At 70.5% G+C, this 18,347-nt stretch carries 14 protein-coding genes; 4 read left to right on the top strand and 10 right to left on the bottom strand.

Annotation, left to right across the window (positions count from 1 at the left end):
- Positions 1-120 precede the first annotated feature (120 nt).
- The 3 genes from ACIP5K_RS11955 (at position 121) to ACIP5K_RS11945 (ending at position 3,219) form a co-directional block, all read left to right on the top strand.
- Entirely contained in the window at positions 121-1,197 is a 1,077-nt protein-coding gene (locus ACIP5K_RS11955; protein ID WP_401408979.1) for a ParA family protein, read from the top strand.
- Positions 1,194-2,300, top strand: coding sequence for a ParB/RepB/Spo0J family partition protein (locus tag ACIP5K_RS11950; protein ID WP_401408122.1), 1,107 nt, complete (start codon positions 1,194-1,196; stop codon positions 2,298-2,300). Before ACIP5K_RS11955 ends, ACIP5K_RS11950 begins: the two co-directional genes overlap by 4 nt.
- A gap of 301 nt (positions 2,301-2,601) precedes the next feature.
- Positions 2,602-3,219: a GNAT family N-acetyltransferase gene (locus ACIP5K_RS11945; protein WP_401408120.1), complete on the top strand. Its 618-nt coding sequence runs from the start codon at positions 2,602-2,604 to the stop codon at positions 3,217-3,219.
- Between the two features lie 149 nt (positions 3,220-3,368).
- Here ACIP5K_RS11945 and trxA read toward each other — a convergent pair whose 3' ends face one another.
- The 7 genes from trxA to ACIP5K_RS11910 form a co-directional block, all read right to left on the bottom strand.
- The gene (trxA, locus tag ACIP5K_RS11940; protein ID WP_401408118.1) at positions 3,369-3,701 is read right to left on the bottom strand and encodes a thioredoxin; all 333 of its coding nucleotides are present in this window, start codon (positions 3,699-3,701) and stop codon (positions 3,369-3,371) included.
- 45 nt (positions 3,702-3,746) lie between these two features.
- Positions 3,747-4,724, bottom strand: coding sequence for a thioredoxin-disulfide reductase (trxB, locus tag ACIP5K_RS11935; protein ID WP_401408116.1), 978 nt, complete (start codon positions 4,722-4,724; stop codon positions 3,747-3,749).
- Between the two features lie 143 nt (positions 4,725-4,867).
- Positions 4,868-5,842, bottom strand: a complete 975-nt coding sequence (locus ACIP5K_RS11930; RefSeq protein ID WP_401408114.1) for a hypothetical protein — start codon at positions 5,840-5,842, stop codon at positions 4,868-4,870.
- The gene (gene sigM / locus ACIP5K_RS11925; RefSeq protein WP_401408112.1) at positions 5,839-6,552 is read right to left on the bottom strand and encodes an RNA polymerase sigma factor SigM; all 714 of its coding nucleotides are present in this window, start codon (positions 6,550-6,552) and stop codon (positions 5,839-5,841) included. The genes ACIP5K_RS11930 and sigM overlap by 4 nt, the downstream gene beginning before the upstream one ends.
- A 46-nt stretch (positions 6,553-6,598) precedes the next feature.
- Positions 6,599-8,332, bottom strand: coding sequence for a protein kinase family protein (locus ACIP5K_RS11920; RefSeq protein ID WP_401408110.1), 1,734 nt, complete (start codon positions 8,330-8,332; stop codon positions 6,599-6,601).
- Between the two features lie 120 nt (positions 8,333-8,452).
- Entirely contained in the window at positions 8,453-10,705 is a 2,253-nt protein-coding gene (gene murJ, locus ACIP5K_RS11915) for a murein biosynthesis integral membrane protein MurJ (protein WP_401408108.1), read from the bottom strand.
- Positions 10,706-10,750: 45 nt separating this feature from the next.
- Positions 10,751-13,216, bottom strand: coding sequence for a DUF6049 family protein (locus tag ACIP5K_RS11910; protein ID WP_401408106.1), 2,466 nt, complete (start codon positions 13,214-13,216; stop codon positions 10,751-10,753).
- A gap of 221 nt (positions 13,217-13,437) precedes the next feature.
- Between ACIP5K_RS11910 and ACIP5K_RS11905 the strand changes: the two genes are divergently transcribed.
- Positions 13,438-14,910: a CCA tRNA nucleotidyltransferase gene (locus tag ACIP5K_RS11905; protein WP_401408104.1), complete on the top strand. Its 1,473-nt coding sequence runs from the start codon at positions 13,438-13,440 to the stop codon at positions 14,908-14,910.
- Positions 14,911-15,029: 119 nt separating this feature from the next.
- Here ACIP5K_RS11905 and ACIP5K_RS11900 read toward each other — a convergent pair whose 3' ends face one another.
- The 3 genes from ACIP5K_RS11900 to ACIP5K_RS11890 all read right to left on the bottom strand — a co-directional run bounded on the left by ACIP5K_RS11900 (position 15,030) and on the right by ACIP5K_RS11890 (position 18,224).
- A complete protein-coding gene (locus ACIP5K_RS11900; protein ID WP_401408102.1) occupies positions 15,030-16,283 on the bottom strand; it encodes an MFS transporter in 1,254 nt (417 codons plus the stop codon).
- Positions 16,284-16,417: 134 nt separating this feature from the next.
- Positions 16,418-17,500 carry an inositol-3-phosphate synthase gene (locus ACIP5K_RS11895; protein ID WP_401408100.1) on the bottom strand — a complete coding sequence of 361 codons (1,083 nt, stop codon included), beginning with the start codon at positions 17,498-17,500 and terminating at the stop codon, positions 16,418-16,420.
- A gap of 43 nt (positions 17,501-17,543) precedes the next feature.
- On the bottom strand, positions 17,544-18,224 hold the full coding sequence (locus ACIP5K_RS11890) for a PadR family transcriptional regulator (RefSeq protein WP_401408098.1): 681 nt from the start codon (positions 18,222-18,224) through the stop codon (positions 17,544-17,546).
- Between the last annotated feature and the right edge of the window lie 123 nt (positions 18,225-18,347).

Here is an 18,347-nt window from a genome sequence, read left to right as displayed (position 1 = left end):
CCCCGCGACCGTAAACCCCTCGGAATTCGTGCGCCGTCCCCTGTCACGGGCACGAAGTTGTCCACAGAAGGGGATTCGTCCACAGAAGACCGGGCCTCGCTGGTTCTCGACCCCGAAGGCATGGGAGGCTCTGTTCATTGCGAGCCTGAAGTCGAGGAGAGTGAATCCTTGCGGTCCGACGCCAACATCGCGGGACCGATGACCGATCCGGTCCCCGGTCCCCGCACCGAGTCGGCGGGGGAGGATGTTTCACGTGAAACACCGCCCCCGATGGACGACACACCCATCGGTCGCGCTGCCCAACTGGCAGTAGAAGCTCTCGGCCGCGCGGGCGAGGGCCTGCCGCGTCCCGAGCAGACCCGCGTCATGGTGGTGGCCAACCAGAAGGGCGGGGTCGGCAAGACCACGACGACGGTGAACCTTGCCGCGTCGCTCGCGCTGCACGGCGCACGCGTCCTGGTGATCGACCTGGACCCTCAGGGCAATGCCTCGACGGCGCTGGGGATCGACCACCACGCCGAGGTGCCCTCGATCTACGACGTGCTGGTGGACAGCAGGCCGCTCTCCGACGTCGTCCAGCCGGTCGCGGACGTGGAGGGGCTGTTCTGCGCTCCCGCCACCATCGATCTCGCCGGTGCGGAGATCGAGCTGGTCTCGCTGGTGGCCCGTGAGAGCCGCCTCCAGCGAGCGATCCTGGCATACGAGCAGCCGCTGGACTACGTCCTCATCGACTGCCCGCCGTCGCTCGGCCTGCTGACGGTCAACGCGCTGGTCGCCGGCGCGGAGGTACTGATCCCGATTCAGTGCGAGTACTACGCGCTGGAGGGCCTGGGCCAGTTGCTGCGCAACGTGGATCTCGTCCGCGGGCACCTCAACCCCACGCTGCACGTCTCGACGATTCTGCTCACGATGTACGACGGACGCACCCGGCTGGCCTCCCAGGTCGCCGAGGAGGTCCGCAGCCACTTCGGCAAGGAAGTGCTCCGGACGAGCATCCCTCGCTCGGTGCGTATCTCGGAGGCACCCAGCTACGGCCAGACCGTGCTGACCTATGACCCGGGGTCGAGCGGTGCGCTCTCCTACCTGGAGGCGGCGCGCGAGATGGCGTTGCGCGGCGTCGGCATCCACTACGACGCCCAGCACGCCCACGCGGGCACTCAACTCGACCAGCAGACCACCTCGGAGGGGATTCAGTGAGCGAGCGACGGAGGGGACTGGGCCGTGGTCTCGGCGCACTGATTCCGGCTGCCCCCACGCCTGAGAAGTCGATGCCGGCCGCGTCGGGAGGGGGAGCCTCTTCCGCTCCCGCCGCGGCGTCGGTGCTGACGGCGGAGCGCGGTGTGGCCGCGGCGAAGGTGGCATCGCTGTCGCACAGCGGTGTTTCACGTGAAACGGAGCAGCCGGCGGCGAACGGTGTGGGCGACGCCCACGAGGCGCCCGCGGGTGCCTACTTCGCCGAGCTGCCGCTCGACGAGATCACGCCCAACCCGCGCCAGCCGCGTGACGTGTTCGACGAGGACGCCCTCGCCGAGCTGGTCACGTCCATCAAGGAAGTCGGCCTGCTTCAGCCCGTCGTGGTGCGGCAGGTGGGACCGGCCCGCTACGAGCTCATCATGGGCGAGCGGCGCTGGAGGGCCACCCGTGAGGCGGGCCTCGACCGCATCCCCGCCATCGTGCGGGCCACGGACGACGAGAAGCTTCTCCTGGACGCGCTCCTGGAGAACCTGCACCGGGCACAGCTGAACCCGCTGGAAGAGGCAGCCGCCTACGACCAGTTGCTCAAGGACTTCAACTGCACGCACGACCAGCTGGCGGACCGGATCGGTCGCTCCCGCCCGCAGGTCTCCAACACCCTGCGTCTGCTGAAGCTCTCCCCGGCCGTGCAGCGACGGGTGGCCGCGGGTGTGCTGTCCGCGGGCCATGCCCGGGCGCTGATCTCCGTGGAGGACTCGGAGGAGCAGGACCGGCTGGCCCACCGCATCGTCGCCGAGGGGCTTTCGGTGCGGGCCGTCGAGGAGATCGTGACCCTGATGGGATCGCGGCCCACGAGCACGACCCGGGCCAAGGGCCCGCGGGCCGGCGGGCGGGTCTCCCCGGCGCTGAGCAGTCTCGCGTCACGTCTCTCGGACCGCTTCGAGACGCGGGTGAAGGTCGACCTGGGCCAGAAGAAGGGCAAGATCGTCGTCGAGTTCGCCTCGATGGACGACCTGGAGCGCATCCTCGGCTCGCTCGCTCCGGGCGAGGGGCCGGTTCTTCAGCACGGACTCTCCGAGGAGTACGAGGAGGACCCGCAGGACTGACCGTCCTGCGCGGTACCTGGGAGCGGGCGGTGTCCGGTGTGTGCCGGAACGCGGCCCGCTCTTTGCTTTCTTACGGTATCGATGGAATCGCATCGTGGTTACGATGCGATCGGGAAGAGCGCATCCACCCGGCAGTACCTCAAGGGGGCGGGGTCATGCGATCGGTGAGTCGTACCGGACTGATGACCGCGGGTCTCGGACTGGGCGCGGTCGGCGGGTTCGTCGGCAGCCTGCTCAGGGAGCGAGGCGCTCTGACAGCCGCCCGCGCTGCGGCCGGCGGAGAAAGCGAGGATCTGCCTTCATGGGGCGTCGGCTCGTACCGCTCACGCTGGACAACCTCCCGGACCTTCCCCAGCGCTGCCGGTCGTGCGTCTTCTGGGAACTGGACCCGGTCAGCGGCCAGGCCGCGGTGAAGGCGGGGACGCCGGAGCTGGAGAAGGAAGGCTGGATCTCGGCGGTTCTGCTGGAGTGGGGCTCCTGCGGCCGCGTCGTCTACGTCGACGACGTCCCGGTCGGCTTCGTGCTCTACGCGCCGCCCGCGTATGTCCCGCGCTCCCTGTCGTTCCCGACGAGCCCGGTCTCCCCCGATGCCGTCCAGCTGATGACGGCCTGGATCCAGCCGAACTATCAGGGTCAGGGACTGGGGAGAGTCATCGTGCAGACCGTCGCGAAGGATCTCCTGCGCAGGGGCTTCAAGGCGATCGAGTCCTTCGGCGACGCGCAGTGGAAGGAGCCGTCCTGTCTGCTGCCCGCCGACCATCTGCTGGCCGTCGGCTTCAAGACGGTCCGGACGCATCCCTCGTATCCGCGCATGAGGCTGGAGCTGCGGACGACGCTGTCGTGGAAAGAGGACGTGGAGATGGCGTTGGACCGGCTGCTCGGCGCGGTGCAGAAGGAACCCGCTCTCCGGCCGCTGTAGAGGCGCCGGGGCCGAGGTCGCCGGGGCCGAGGTCCTGGACGGCGGCGGAGAAGGACGACAACGTGGAACGGGCCGACCCTCTCGGGTCGGCCCGTTCATGTTTCACGTGAAACAACGGCGGTGGTCCGTGAAACGGCGTCGCCGGAGCGTCACTCGGCGATGAAGTCCTCGAGGTCGCGCACGATGGCGGCCTTCGGCTTGGCACCGACGATGGTCTTGGCGACCTCGCCGCCCTGGTAGACGTTCAGCGTCGGGATGGACATGACGCCGTACTTGGCGGCCGTGCCCGGGTTCTCGTCGATGTTGAGCTTGACGATCTCGATCTTGTCGCCGTACTCGGCCGCGATCGCTTCGAGCGACGGGGCGATCTGGCGGCACGGACCGCACCAGGCGGCCCAGAAGTCGACGAGGACGGGCTTGTCGTTCTTCAGGACGTCCTCGTCGAAGGAGGCGTCCGTCACGTTCTTCAGGTTGCCGGCCACAGCGGGCTCCTCTTTTCTTTGGGGGTGCGAGAGGGGAGGTCGGGATCAGACGGTGGCGGTCGGGGTCTTCTCGGGCTCGGCGACCTCACCGTCGGAGAGGGCGGCCAGGAAGCGCTCGGCGTCCAGAGCGGCGGAGCAGCCGGTGCCGGCGGCCGTGATCGCCTGACGGTAGGTGTGGTCCACGACGTCACCGGCGCCGAAGACACCGGTCAGGTTCGTGTGCGTCGACGGGGCCTGGACCTTCAGGTAGCCCTCGCCGTCCAGCTCCAGCTGGCCCTTGAACAGCTCCGTGCGCGGGTCGTGGCCGATCGCGATGAACAGGCCCGTGACCGGCAGCTCGGACGTCTCGCCCGTCTTCAGGTTGCGCAGCGTCAGACCGGCGAGCTTCGGGTCGCCCTTGATCTCCGCGATCTCGCTGTCCCACACGAACTTGATCTTCGGGTCGGCGAAGGCGCGCTCCTGCATCGCCTTGGAGGCGCGCAGGGTGTCGCGGCGGTGCACGATCGTCACGGACTTGGCGAAGCGCGAGAGGAAGGTGGCCTCCTCCATCGCGGTGTCGCCGCCGCCGATCACGGCGATGTCCTGGTCCTTGAAGAAGAACCCGTCACAGGTCGCGCACCAGGAGACGCCACGGCCGGACAGCGCGTCCTCGTTCGGCAGGCCCAGCTTGCGGTGCTGGGAGCCGGTGGTGACGATGACGGCCTTGGCGCGGTGCACGGTGCCCGAGGTGTCGGTCACGGTCTTGATCTCACCGGTGAGGTCGACGGCCACGACATCGTCCGGGATGAGCTCGGCGCCGAAGCGCTCGGCCTGGCCGCGCATGTTGTCCATGAGCTCGGGGCCCATGATGCCGTCCTGGAAGCCCGGGAAGTTCTCCACCTCGGTGGTGTTCATCAGGGCGCCACCGGCGGTGACGGCACCCTCGAACACCAGCGGCTTCAGCGACGCGCGCGCGGTGTAGAGCGCCGCCGTGTAGCCGGCGGGCCCTGAGCCGATGATGATCACGTTACGGACGTCACTCACGGCTTGATTCCTCGTCTCTGCGGGACTGCTGCGTACTGCCGGGGGAGCCTCTTCCTCAGGACTCTCACCCCACCCAACGGATCCTACGGGGCATGCATTCCCGACGTGTCCGGGTGCACGCCGGGACCTCGCCCGGCTGTCGGTCAGCCGCGCTTGTAGGAGTGGGTGTACAGCAGCTCGCCCGCCGTGGCCGAGTTCTTCGCCGCGCAGGTCGCGTCGACGATGAAGGCCGTGACGCGGTGGGCCGGGTCGCTCTTGTGGGGCAGCACGAGGAGATAGACGTCCTTCCCCTCGTACGTGCCCTGCTTGAATCCGAGCGGGTCCTCGTTGCGGTGGGTGCCGCGCTGGACGCACGCGGGCGGCCCCATGGCGGCCTTCGGCACGTCCGGGTTCTTCGGGGACGACTTGGGGGCGACGCCCTCGGTCCCGAGGGGCGCCGAGCCCCCTGCGCGCAGCAGCTCGGAGACCTTCGTCTCCAGCGTTCCTCGGGCGAAGCTCGACGGTCCCTGGCTGGCACCGGCCGGCTTCTTGCTCGCGGTGGAGGGGCTGTCCCCGCTCTGGAGGAGCAGGACGCCCGTGCCGATCGCCGCGGCGGTGAGGACGGCTCCGATGGCGACGCCGGTGCGGCGCCGGGAGGCGCGGGACCCGCGTCCCGGTCCGGTCGCGCCGGACGGGTGGCCGGTCGGCCGGTCGGCGGGGCGCGGTGCGGAGCCGGCGGGGCCGACGGAGCGGGCGCGATCGGTCGATGTTTCACGTGAAACAGACGCCGTTTCACGCGCGCCGGTCCCGTCGTCCGGTGGCCCGCTGATCCCGTCGCCGCGCGGCGCACCGGTTTCGCCGCTCTCTGCGTCCTCGTACGCGACGACGTCCAGGAGGGCTTCCGCGGCCAGCGCGGCGTCGATCCGTGCGGAGACGTCCTCGGGCATGCGGGGCGCCTCGGGGAGAGTGCCGAGCACGCCGCGGATCTCTTCCAGCGAGGTGTAGACGTCGGCGCACAGGACGCAGCCGTCGAGGTGGCGGCGGACGGCGGAGCTGCGGGACAGGGGGAGCAGACCCTCGGCGAGATCGGAGATCTCGGTGACCTCGGGGTGTTCCGCCCTGTCGGTCGTGGATGTCACGCTCGCCCACCTCCGCCCTTCACCGCGGTCGAGTCTTGGGGTCCGGCCTCGTCCTGAGGTCCCGCTGCGGGTGGGACGGATGTCCCCCGCGGACGGTTCCTTCCGGGGAGCGGGTTCCCGCCACCTGCCTCCGTGCCGTTCTCCGTCCGCAGGTGCGCCAGGAGCGGCAGCAGCCGGGCCCGGCCACGGGCACAGCGACTCTTCACGGTTCCTGTGGGGACATCGAGGATTCTGGCGGCCTCGGCCACCGGGTAGCCCTGCATGTCGACGAGAACGAGCACGGCGCGCTGATCGGTCGGCAAGGACTCCAGTGCGCCCAGAAGTTCCCGGTGCAGATCATTGCGCTCGGCGGGCTCGGCCGCCGACTCGTGGGGCTCCAGGAGTTGCTCGAGGCGCTCGGTGTCGTCGACCGGCGCGGTTCTGCGGGAGGCCGCCTTGCGGGCCCGGTCCAGGCACGCGTTGACGGTGATGCGGTGCAGCCAGGTCGTCACGGCGGACTGCCCGCGGAAGGTGTGGGCGGCGCGGTACGCGGAGACGAGGGCGTCCTGCACCGCGTCGGCGGCCTCCTCGCGGTCCCCCAGGGTCCGCAGGGCCACCGCCCACAGCCGGTCGCGGTGCCGGCGGACCAGCTCGCCGAAGGCGTCCTTGTCCCCCGCGACGTGACGGGTGAGGAGGTCCTGATCGCTCGCTCCGCCGTAGGCGTCGTCCACTGCCGAACCCCCTCCCCGTGCCGGACCCCCGCCGGGCCCCGGTGCGTCAGCCGGTGAACTTCATGTTCGTGATGCCCTGCTTGTAACCGGCGCCGCTGTACCCGTCCTGGCCCGCGTGCGGCAGCGCGGTCAGCCAGACGAGCACGTAGCGCGTCCTGACCGGCTTGTCGGCCTTGATGCTCACGGACGTGTTCGTGGTGTCCGTCTTGGCGCCGATCCGCTTCATGCCGCTCAGGGCGGACGGGCTGGGGCTGAGCGAGTCCGAGGCGTACAGGGCGACCGTGGTGTGGTCGCCCCCGTAGCGGAACTTTATCGACGCGGCGGACACGTCCTTGGCGGATCCCAGGTCGTACACAATGCCTACACCCGGCTTTATGACGATGTCGGGGCCGTCGACGAAGGCGTGGGTGCGCCAGTAGGACGCGCTGTCGTTGTCGTACGTCTTGCCGACGTCCAGCGGGGACTGGGGGTCGCCCGCGGCGACGAACTCCTTGGCGGCCGCGATGCCGATCGGCTTGGTGATCTTCTTCTCGCCGCCCTTGCCACCGTCGTCCGTGGTGTGGGTGTCCTCCGTGCCGCCGGAGCTGTTGCGGTCCATGAGGGCGTCCGCGAGCTGCCAGCTGCCCAGACCCAGCGCGGCGATCAGCAGGGCGGAGACGGCCCACTTGAGGGCCTTGCCGGTGCGGCTCTGGAGCGGGGGCGGCGGCGTGGGGATCACCTGCGTGGCACCGGGCACGGCGGAGCGCCCGTAGGTGCCCTGCTGGTAGGTGGTGCGCTGGTACTCCGGGGGCGCGGTGAACGCGGGCTCCGGCGGCCGGATCCTGGGCATCTCGCCGATGGCCTTCACCAGGTCCTCCGGCGTGGTGCACGGGGGCTCCTGGCGGGACGCGGTGGCTCCGTCGTTGGCGAGCGCGCGCATGGCCAGCTCGGAGAGGCCGCGGTGGACGCCGGCCCGCACCTGGTCCGGCGCGATCAGCCCGACCTCCTTGGGCAGCCCGGCCAGGCCGTACGCGTCGCTCTCGTACGGCCACCGCTGCGTCAGCGAGGCGTACAGGAGCGCGCCGATCGCCTCGGCGTCGGTGCGCTGGGGGGTGTCGGAGGAGATCCCGCGCAGCGCCGCGTTCACGGCCAGGCCGCGGATGCGCCACTGGCCCGTGGAGGTGCGCAGCACGGCGCTCGGGGTGAGCCGCAGGTGCGCGAGGCCCTCGCGGTGGGCGGCGGCCATGGCGTGCGAGACCTGCGTGGCCATGTCGTACGCGTCGTGCGCCTCGAGCGGGCCCAGCGCGAGGAGCGCGGTCAGCTCGGTGGCGTCGGGCAGCCACTCGTGGACGACGTAGACGAGATCGTTCTCCTCGACCGCGTCCAGGACCTGGACGAAGCGGGGGTCGCCGAGCAGCGCCGACGAGCGGGCCGCCGCGAGCACCGAGCGCGCCCGCGGATGGTCGGCGGGCAGCAGGTGCACGCCGACGGCGCGGCGCAGCTTCTCGTCGACCGCGCGCCAGCTGCTGAAACCGTCCAGACGTGTGACGCACTCTTCGAGCCGATAGCGCCTGGCGAGCTTGTGCCCGCTGTGCAGCTCGGGAGGCGCTGTCCTACCGGGGCTCACGTGCGTGCCCGTCTCCGCGGTGTCCACCGGCGTCTCGGACGCCGTGCTGTCCCGCTTCCCGCTGTCGACCGCACCGTCGGACGTGGCCCGCTCCGCCTTGTCCGCCTTGGCGGTCAGCGGTTCGTCCCCGCCGTTGTCGGCCACGTCGACGGCAGCCGTGCTCCGTTCCGCCACCGTCGTTCCTGCCTCCCCATCCGTTGCACTCACTGCGACGCCAAACCCAATTGTGCCCACAGTCCGGCGCTATGCACGACACGCGGTGGTCGCCGATGGTTGTGCGCACTTCGGGCCGAGTCAGCGGCCGAGACGGCCACGGACCATTCCGACCAGTGAATTCAGTTCTTCGATTCGCATCTTGCGGGCTGCTACGTAGAAGACACCCAGCAGCGCCACGCCGCCGACGAGCAGCGCAGCGATCGAGCCGAGCACCCCGTGGCCGAGGGCCTTGGTGAGCGCGTACCCGATTCCACCGCTGATGACCGTAGCGGGTACGGACGCCAGGCAGAGCCGCGCGTAGGTACGGACGACGTTCGCCCCGTCCAGGTCGCCGCCGAGCCGCTTGCGCAGCCGCCGCCACGCGACACCGACGCCGATCGCGTAGGCGAGACCGTACGAGAGGGCCATGCCGACGACGGCCCAGCGTGCGGGCAGGATCACGTAGCACAGGGCCGACGCGGCGGCGTTGACCGCGGCGACGATCACCGTGTTGTAGAAGGGGGTGCGGGTGTCCTCGTACGCGTAGAAGCCGCGCAGGACGACGTACTGCACGGAGTACGGGATCAGGCCGAGGGCGAACGCCATGAGGATGTAGCCCATGGACTGGGCGGACTCGATGCCGCTTGAGCCGAAGAGCAGGGTGCACATCGGGACGCCGAGCGCCACGAACATGAACGCGACGGGCACGATCGCCACGGCCGAGGTGCGCAGGCCGGAGGAGATGTCGTCGCGGACCGCGCCCGCGTCGCCGTCGTGGGCGGAGCGCGAGATGCGCGGCAGCATCGCGGCCATGACCGAGACGGTGATGATCGCCTGCGGCATGCCCCAGATCAGCTGGGCGTTGGAGTAGCCCATGATGCCGGTGCCGTCCACGGGGGACGCCTTGCCGGCCGCGGTGGCGAGCTGGGTCACGACGACGACGCCGGCCTGGTTGGCGAGGACGAACAGCACGGTCCACTTGGCGAGCTTGACGGCCTTGCCGAGGCCGTGGCCCCGCCAGTCGAAGCGGAAGCGGAACCGGAAGCCGGTCTCGCGCAGGTAGGGGATCATCGCCAGCGACTGCACGACCAGGCCCAGCAGGGTGCCGATCCCCAGGAGGCGGACGGCCTCGTCGGGGATGGTGGAGACCTTCATCCCGGTCTCGGACCAGGGGCCGTAGACCCACAGGAACATGCCGAACGTGAAGATCATGACGATGTTGTTGAGGACCGGGGTCCACATCATCGCGCCGAACTTCCCGCGGGCGTTCAGGATCTGGCCCATGACCACGTGCACACCCATGAAGAAGATCGTGGGCAGGCAGTAGCGGGCGAAGGCGATGCCGACGCGGTCCGCGTCCGGGTCGCTGGCGACCGGGTTGGACATCAGGTGGATCAGCAGCGGTGCCGCGAACACCACGATCGCCGTGATGGCCGCGAGCGCCACCATCACGAGGGTGAGCAGCCGGTTGGCGAAGGCCTCGCCGCCGTCGTCGTCGTCCTTCATCGCGCGCACCAGCTGCGGCACGAACACCGAGTTCAGGCCGCCGCCGACGGTCAGGATGTAGATCATCGTCGGCAGGGTGTACGCGACGGTCCAGGTGTCGCCGAGCAGTCCGGCGCCGAGCGCCGCGGTGATCACCATGGTGCGGACGAAGCCGGTGAGGCGGGAGACGAGCGTGCCCGCCGCCATCACCGCGCTCGACTTCATGAGGCTGGAGGCGCGGCCGCCCTTCTTGGGCGCCGCGGGGGCGGGCGCGGCGGGCGGCGGTGGCACGGGCACCGCGGCCTGGCCGAGCACCTGGGTCGGGTCGTCGACCGGCTGCGGTGCCACCGGCGGCCTGCCGCCGCTGTAGCCGGGCTGCTGGTCGCGGAAGAGGTGCGCGAAGGCGTCCGGCTCGTGCCGCTCCTCGCCCGCCTGCGTCACCAGGTCGTCGACGCCCACGAACTGGGTCGTCCGCGCGTCGTCGCCGTACGGCAGGTACTGCGTGGGGCCCTCCGGCTCCGGCGGCGGCGTCTGCGCCCACACGCGCGGGTCGGGCTGGTACTGGTTGTTCGCGGGCGGCGCGTAGAGCGGCTGCTGCGCCTGGTAGCTGCCCGGGGGCGGTGGCGGGTGCGCGGCGCGGTCGTACAGCGCCTCGCCGACCGGATCCTGCGCGGTCAGGTCCTGACCGCGGTACGGGTCCTGGCCGTAGGCGTCCTGGAGGTACGCGTCCTGCGGGTAGGCGTCCGGGCCCGGCTGGGGCGGCGGGACCTGCCCACCGGCACCGTGTGAGCCGGCGTACGGGTGGCCGTCGCCCGAGGCAGAGCCGCCCGAGCCCTGGCCACGATCACCGTCGTACGGCGCGTTCATGGTTACCCCACCTCATCGTCCCCGGCCCACCGGCCACGACATCGCTCAACGGTCCACTCTCTCACCCGGGCCCGACGGGGCCGCGCTTTCGGAAGCGGTGTCAGCCGTCGGGTCACTCGGCTGCTGCGGGACGTCGGCCCGTGCGGGGGATGCCTCGCTCTGCTCGGACTCCTCCCGCGCGGCCGGTTCCGGCGCGCCGTGCGGACCGTCCGTGGCGTCCGCGGGGTCCGGGGCGTCCGTCTCGCCCCTGCCGTTCGGGCCGTCCGCGTCCTCCGTACCGGGCTCGGCGGCCTCGGCGGCCTCGGCGGGCTCCACGGGCTCCACGGGCTCGACGGGCTGCTCGGCCCGCTCGGCCGAGGCGCGCTTGCGCTGGGTGTACATGCGGAACCCGGCCAGGACCAGCAGCAGGACGCCACCGGCGATGACGAGCATCACGGTCGGCGTGACCTCGGTGACGTCGACCTGGAACGCGATCTGCTTGCCGTACGGCTGGTTGTCCTCGGTGAGCAGCTGCGCGTAGACCCAGACCGGGCCGGTGGCCTTGGCCGTGGTGGTGAACTTCACCGACTGGCTGTGGCCGCTGGTGATCGTCACCTCCTGGTCCTGCCAGGCGCCGTCGCCGATCTTCAGGCGGGTGCCGTTGTCGGACGTGAGCCGCAGCTTGAGGTGGTCGACGTCCTGCCAGAGGTTGTTCTGGACGGACACCGGGATGGTCGCGCTGCGCCCGGAGAGCTTCACCTCGGACTTGTCGATCAGCGACACCTGGTCGGTGAGGCCCGACAGATACTTCGAGACGCCGGTGCGGAAACTGTCCGAGGCCCCGGTCCGGCCGCGCCACGAGGTCGACATCTCGCGGTCCACGGCCCGGCCGAACGGAGTCACCACGCGGGACTCCTCGGTCAGGACGGCCTTGAAGTTCTCCAACTCCCGCTGCATGGACTGGATCTGCTCGAAGGCCGACTGCGGCAGCTCCTGGCGGCGGAGCTTGCCGGGGTACGCGCGGGCGGACGGGACGCGGGTGGTCGCGCCCGGGTCGGGCTTCGCCGCGGCGGTCGCGGCCAGGCTCTGCGACTGCGTCCAGGTGCCGCCCTGGAGCGCCGCCACGGCCTTGGCCAGGGTCTGGGCCTGGCTGGCCGTGGGCGTGCGCTGCGGGGCGATGAGGGCCGTGCGCTGCCGGTCGGTCTGCCGGCCGAGCGTCATGCTCTGGGCGAGGAACTCCTGCACGGCGAGCGTGGAGCGCTCGGCGCCGGTCATGTCGCCCTGGAACGCGGTCGACAGGCGCGCGTCGGCGACCACCGCGGTGGCGCCGCCGCCGATGGGGCGGGCGGCGGACGGCGTGTACTGAAGGCTGTCGGACTCGCTCAGGCTGTCGTTGCGCGCGATGATCTTGTCGGCGCCCGCGGAGGTGGCGACCTTGACGATGTCCCGGTCGACGGCGCCCTCGACGGGCCACGCGTAGGACGCGTCCGGCGTCACGTGCAGGATCGTCTCCACGGTCGACTCGGCGGCATCCGTGGCCTCCTTCAGGTGGCTGAGCGAGCCGGTGACCTTCGTGCCGTTGTGGGCGAGCGAGGCCAGATCGGGGTCCGCGAACGGCAGCGTGACCACCTTCTGGTCCCGCACCGCCGCCTGGAGGTCCTTGAGGAACGCGTTGGCGACGCCCTGGTGGCGGCCGGCGCTCAGCCTGCCGTCCGCACCCTTGACCTTGTACGCCTCGGTCATGGCGTCCACCGAGGCGAGCAGGTCGGGGTCGATCACCCAGGTGACGTCCAGCGAGCTGCCGAGCGCCAGCATCTGCTGGAGACGCCCACCGGGGGAGATCTCCCGGGCGAGGTCGTCGTTGGCGAAGACGGCCGTCTGCGTCTCGCTCGTCCCCGTCTCGGCCGTGAGGCCGGTCCGGGAGATCAGCGGCCACAGGACCGTCGTCCGCGTCCTGGTGCCGGAGGCGGCGGGCTGCCACGGCAGGAACGTCCGCTGGATGCCGAGCGTCTGCTGATACGGGGCGGACGAGGTCTGACCCATGAGGGCCGCGCTGATCTGGTAGACCCCGTCGGCGCTCAGGTTCAGCGCCTTCACCGGGACGGACAGCGTGAAGTCCCGGGTGACACCGGGCTCCAGCCGGGCGAACTTCTGCGCGTACTTGCTGCCGACCTCGGAGCCGTCCGGAGCGCCGCCCGTCGCGCTCCTGGCGGCCTGGTCCACGGCCGTGCGCCCGCTGTACGCCATCCCGACCCGCAGGCCGATGTGCGCGTCGGTGACGGGCTGCCTGCCCTTGTTGGTGACCGTGCCCTTGACCGTCAGGGTGTCGCCGTCGACCGGCGCGCTCGGCGACAGGTCGTTCACCGCTACGTCGACCGTGGTCGTGCCGGTCGCCGCCGCGGTGGCGACGGTGGGGGGCTCCGCCCGGGCGGGCAGGGCGCCGGCCAGCAGTGTGGGCGCCGCGAGCAGCGGCGCCGCGGCGAGCAGAGCTCCCGTGCGCCGCAGCAGTCGGCGGGCAGGTGAGGGACTCATCCCTGGGTAGTCTGCCGCCTCGGCCACGCGCTCGTCCGTCCCTCGTCGTCGTCAGTGGTCGCAGATGTGTCCACGCATCGTAACGAGCAGGGCTGTGGCTGAGTGCCTGGGTCCGCCCCACAAGATCGTGCAGCCAGGGTAGGGGGCCGCGACAGGGAGGACGCCGGGACCCCGGCAAACGGTTCGGCCCGGGTGGCGGGAGGCACGTACCCTGTCCTGTTGTGCCGAACGCCAATGAAGAAAATCCCAGTGCCCTGAGCCAGGTGCAGCAGCGCGCCGTCAGCGAACTGCTGCGCGTCTCGCCTGTCGCGGACGACCTTGCCCGCAGATTCCAGGAGGCCGGGTTCTCTCTCGCCCTGGTCGGCGGCTCGGTCCGGGACGCACTGCTCGGGCGGCTCGGCAACGACCTGGACTTCACCACCGACGCCCGCCCCGAGGACGTCCTCAAGATCGTCCGGCCGTGGGCCGACGCGGTCTGGGAGGTCGGGATCGCCTTCGGCACCGTGGGCTGCCAGAAGGACGCCCGGGTCGACGGCGTGGACCAGAGTTTCCAGGTCGAGGTCACGACGTACCGCTCCGAGGCGTACGACCGCACCTCCCGCAAGCCCGAGGTGTCGTACGGCGACTCCATCGAGGAGGACCTCGTCCGCCGCGACTTCACCGTGAACGCGATGGCCGTCGCGCTCCCGGAGAAGGAGTTCGTCGACCCGCACGGCGGGCTGCGGGACCTGGCCGAGCGCGTCCTGCGCACGCCGGGCACGCCCGAGGACTCCTTCTCCGACGACCCGCTGCGGATGATGCGGGCCGCCCGCTTCGCCGCGCAGCTCGACTTCGAGGTCGCTCCCGACGTCGTCGCCGCGATGACGGCGATGGCCGACCGGATCGAGATCGTCTCCGCCGAGCGCGTCCGGGACGAGCTGAACAAGCTGATCCTCTCGGCGCACCCGCGCAAGGGTCTGACCCTGCTCGTCGACACCGGTCTGGCCGAGCGGGTCCTGCCCGAGCTGCCCGCCCTGGGCCTGGAGCGCGACGAGCACCACCGGCACAAGGACGTCTACGACCACACGCTGATCGTCCTGGAGCAGGCGATGGCGCTGGAGACCGACGGCCCGGACCTGACGCTGCGCCTCGCCGCCCTGCTGCACGACATCGGCAAGCCGCGCACGCGCCGCTTCGAGAAGGACGGCCGGGTCTCCTTCCACCACCACGAGGTGGTGGGCGCCAAGATGACGAAGAAGCGCATGACCGCGCTCAAGTACTCCAACGAGCTGGTGAAGGACGTCTCCCGCCTCGTCGAGCTGCACCTGCGCTTCCACGGCTACGGGACCGGTGAGTGGACGGACTCGGCGGTGCGCCGGTACGTGCGCGACGCCGGGCCGCTCCTCGGGCGGCTGCACAAGCTGACCCGCTCCGACTGCACGACCCGCAACAAGCGCAAGGCGAACACGCTCTCGCGGGCCTACGACGGCCTGGAGGAGCGCATCGAGCGGCTCCAGGAGCAGGAGGAGCTGGACTCGATCCGTCCGGACCTCGACGGCAACCAGATCATGGAGACCCTGGGGGTGACTCCGGGGCCGGTGATCGGCCAGGCCTACAAGTTCCTGCTGGAACTGCGTCTGGAGAACGGGCCGATGGAGCACGACGCCGCGGTCGCGGCGCTCAAGGAGTGGTGGGCCGAGCAGGCCCAGGACTGACCGCTTCCGCCGGCGGCGCCCGTCGACGGCTCGCGAGGACGGCGGGGCCCTGTTTCACGTGAAACAGGGCCCCGCTCGGTCGGGGTGCGGCGTCGGGGTGCGCGGGTGCGGCCGTTGTTTCACGTGAAACGGCGGCGCATCGTCAGCGCGACGGCCGCGTAGACCGCTGCGACCAGAACCACCAGGGGGACCGAGCGGCCGTCCTGCGGCAGCATCAGCGCCGCGACTCCGGCCGCGCCCACGAACGACGCGTTGAACAGGACGTCGTAGACCGAGAAGATCCGGCCGCGGAAGCCGTCGTCGACCGAGGACTGCACGACGGTGTCGGTGGCGATCTTCGCCCCCTGCGTCGTCAGGCCCAGGACGAAGGCGGCGACCATGGTGGGGACCGGGTCGAACGGCAGCCCCAGGGCGAGTTCCAGGACGGCGGCGACGACGGCGCACAGCGCCATCCAGCCGGCGGGCCCGAAGCGTCGCGCGGCGGCCGGGGTGATGACGGCGGCGACGAAGAATCCGGCTCCCGAGATCCCCACCGCCGTACCGAGCAGGGCCAGCCCCTGCGCATCCGTGGAGGACCAGGCGTAGCGGCACAGCATCAGCACCATGACGAGCAGCGCGCCGTAGCAGAACCGCATGGCGGTCATCGCGGCCAGAGCGCGCGCGGCGTCGGGCCGCGAGACCAGGTGCCGTACGCCGGAGGCCAGGTCCCGCGCGGCGCCGGAGAGCGCGGAGGCGAGACGGGGCCGCACCAGTTCGGGGTCCGGGCCCAGGAGCTGGACGTCCATGCGCAGCGAGGCGAGGGCCGCGCAGAGGTAGAGGAAGGCGCCGAGGAGCACCACGGCCGCGTCCGAGTCCGAGGCGACGACCCGCACCAGGAAGGCCAGGCCGCCGCCCACGGTCGCGGCGAGCGTCCCCGCGGTCGGCGAGAGCGCGTTCGCGATGACGAGCCGGTCGGCGTCGACCACGCGTGGGAGGGCGGCCGACAGGCCCGACAGGACGAAGCGGTTGACCGCGGTGACGCAGAGCGCGGAGGCGTAGAACAGCCAGTCCGGGGCCCGGCTCACCATGAGGCCGGCCGTCGCGGAGGCGAGCACGACGCGGAGCAGGTTGCCGTAGAGGAAGACCTGGCGGCGGCGCCAGCGGTCCAGCAGGACGCCCGCGAACGGGCCCACGAGCGAGTACGGCAGCAGCAGGACCGCCATCGCGGAGGCGATCGCCGCGGGGGAGGTCTGCTTCTCCGGGGAGAAGACCACGTAGGTGGCGAGCGCGACCTGGTAGACGCCGTCGGCGCCCTGGGACAGCAGCCGCAGGGTGAGCAGGCCCCGGAAGTCACGCAGACACAGCAGGACACGCAGGTCACGGACGACAGCCATGGGCGACAGCTTCACATACGAGGAAGGCCCCCGGCGCACGCGCGTGCGATCCAGGGGCCTCACCAGCCTCGGGCGGCCGATGCCTCACGGTTTCACGTGAAACATCCGGGCCGGCCGTCAGGAGAAGTCGGCGCTCAGCGCTCGACCTCGCCCTTGATGAACTTCTCGACGTTGCTGTAGGCCTCGTCGTCGAAGTACTGAACCGGCGGGGACTTCATGAAGTACGAGGACGCGGAGAGGATCGGGCCGCCGATGCCGCGGTCCTTGGCGATCTTCGCGGCGCGCAGGGCGTCGATGATGACACCCGCGGAGTTCGGGGAGTCCCAGACCTCGAGCTTGTACTCCAGGTTCAGCGGGACCTCGCCGAAGGCGCGGCCCTCCAGGCGGACGTACGCCCACTTGCGGTCGTCGAGCCACGCGACGTAGTCGGACGGGCCGATGTGGACGTTCTTCTCGCCCAGCTCACGGTCGCGGATCTGCGAGGTGACGGCCTGCGTCTTCGAGATCTTCTTCGACTCGAGGCGGTCGCGCTCCAGCATGTTCTTGAAGTCCATGTTGCCGCCGACGTTGAGCTGCATGGTGCGCTCAAGACGGACACCGCGGTCCTCGAACAGCTTCGCCATCACGCGGTGCGTGATGGTCGCGCCGACCTGCGACTTGATGTCGTCGCCGACGATCGGGACGCCCGCCTCGGTGAACTTGTCCGCCCACTCCTTGGTGCCGGCGATGAAGACCGGAAGGGCGTTGACGAACGCGACCTTGGCGTCGATGGCGCACTGGGCGTAGAACTTCGCCGCGTCCTCGGAGCCGACGGGCAGGTAGCAGACGAGAACGTCGACCTGCTTGTCCTTGAGGATCTGGACGACGTCGACCGGGGCCTCGGCGGACTCCTCGATCGTCTCGCGGTAGTACTTGCCGAGACCGTCGAGCGTGTGGCCACGCTGGACCTGGACGCCCGAGTTCGGGACGTCGCAGATCTTGATGGTGTTGTTCTCGGAGGCGCCGATGGCGTCCGCGAGGTCGAGGCCGACCTTCTTCGCGTCGACGTCGAACGCGGCGACGAACTCGACGTCACCGACGTGGTACTCGCCGAACTGGACGTGCATGAGGCCGGGGACCTTGGTCTCCGGGTCAGCGTCCTTGTAGAACTCGACGCCCTGAACCAGCGAGGCGGCGCAGTTGCCCACGCCGACGATGGCTACGCGAACCGAACCCATTCCGGTTGCTCCCTGTGTGTACTGGTGAAGTCCTGTGCGGACTTCACATAACGGTGTCATCGGACGGATCCGGCCGGGTGCTGTCCCGGTGCCGGGGCAGGCCGCCCGTCTCTCCAGATGTGTCGTGTCGAGCCGCGCTCTCGGGGTCGGACCGTCGCTGGTCCCGTCCCGCGCGCTCGCTCTCGATGAGCTCGTTCAGCCAGCGCACTTCGCGCTCCACGGACTCCATGCCGTGTCGCTGGAGCTCAAGCGTGTAGTCGTCCAGGCGCTCGCGGGTGCGGGTGAAGGAGAGGCGCATCTTTTCTAGACGCTCCTCCAGCCGACTGCGACGGCCCTCGAGGACGCGCATCCGAACATCGCGCGACGTCTGCCCGAAGAAGGCGAATCGCGCGGCGAAGGTCTCGTCCTCGTACGCATCGGGGCCGGTCTGCGCGAGCAGGTCCTCGAAGTGTTCCTTACCTTCCGCCGTCAACCGGTAGACGATCTTGGCGCGACGCCCTGCGAGTGGTGCGGCAGGAGTGTCGGCGGGACCGGGGCCCGACTCCTCGATCAACCAGCCGTTGGCGACCAGCGTCTTGAGGCAGGGGTACAGCGTCCCGTAACTGAAGGCACGGAAGACCCCCAGCGACGTATTGAGTCGTTTGCGCAGCTCATAGCCGTGCATCGGGGACTCGCGAAGCAGTCCGAGTACGGCGAATTCGAGGATGCCGGAACGTCGGCTCATCGTCGCCTCCTCACTGTCGCGGGCCCATGTATCGACTCTTTATGTCGTGCTGATGTATCGGCTCGATACATCTCGACGATAGAACGACCCTGCGATCGCGACAAGAGGGATCACGGTGAACGG

This window comes from Streptomyces sp. NPDC088785, from assembly GCF_044750685.1.
Lineage (GTDB): Bacteria > Actinomycetota > Actinomycetes > Streptomycetales > Streptomycetaceae > Streptomyces.
This window is presented reverse-complemented; position numbering and strand designations above follow the sequence as displayed.

Bases quoted from the DNA above. Each gene is read 5' to 3' on its own strand.
- ACIP5K_RS11955 (WP_401408979.1), top strand. From the start codon at position 121: ATGGGAGGCTCTGTTCATTGCGAGCCTGAAGTCGAGGAGAGTGAATCC.
- ACIP5K_RS11945 (WP_401408120.1), top strand. From the start codon at position 2,602: ATGGGGCGTCGGCTCGTACCGCTCACGCTGGACAACCTCCCGGACCTT.
- murJ (WP_401408108.1), bottom strand. From the start codon at position 10,705: ATGAACGCGCCGTACGACGGTGATCGTGGCCAGGGCTCGGGCGGCTCT.
- ACIP5K_RS11910 (WP_401408106.1), bottom strand. From the start codon at position 13,216: ATGAGTCCCTCACCTGCCCGCCGACTGCTGCGGCGCACGGGAGCTCTG.
- ACIP5K_RS11900 (WP_401408102.1), bottom strand. From the start codon at position 16,283: ATGGCTGTCGTCCGTGACCTGCGTGTCCTGCTGTGTCTGCGTGACTTC.
- ACIP5K_RS11895 (WP_401408100.1), bottom strand. From the start codon at position 17,500: ATGGGTTCGGTTCGCGTAGCCATCGTCGGCGTGGGCAACTGCGCCGCC.
- ACIP5K_RS11890 (WP_401408098.1), bottom strand. From the start codon at position 18,224: ATGAGCCGACGTTCCGGCATCCTCGAATTCGCCGTACTCGGACTGCTT.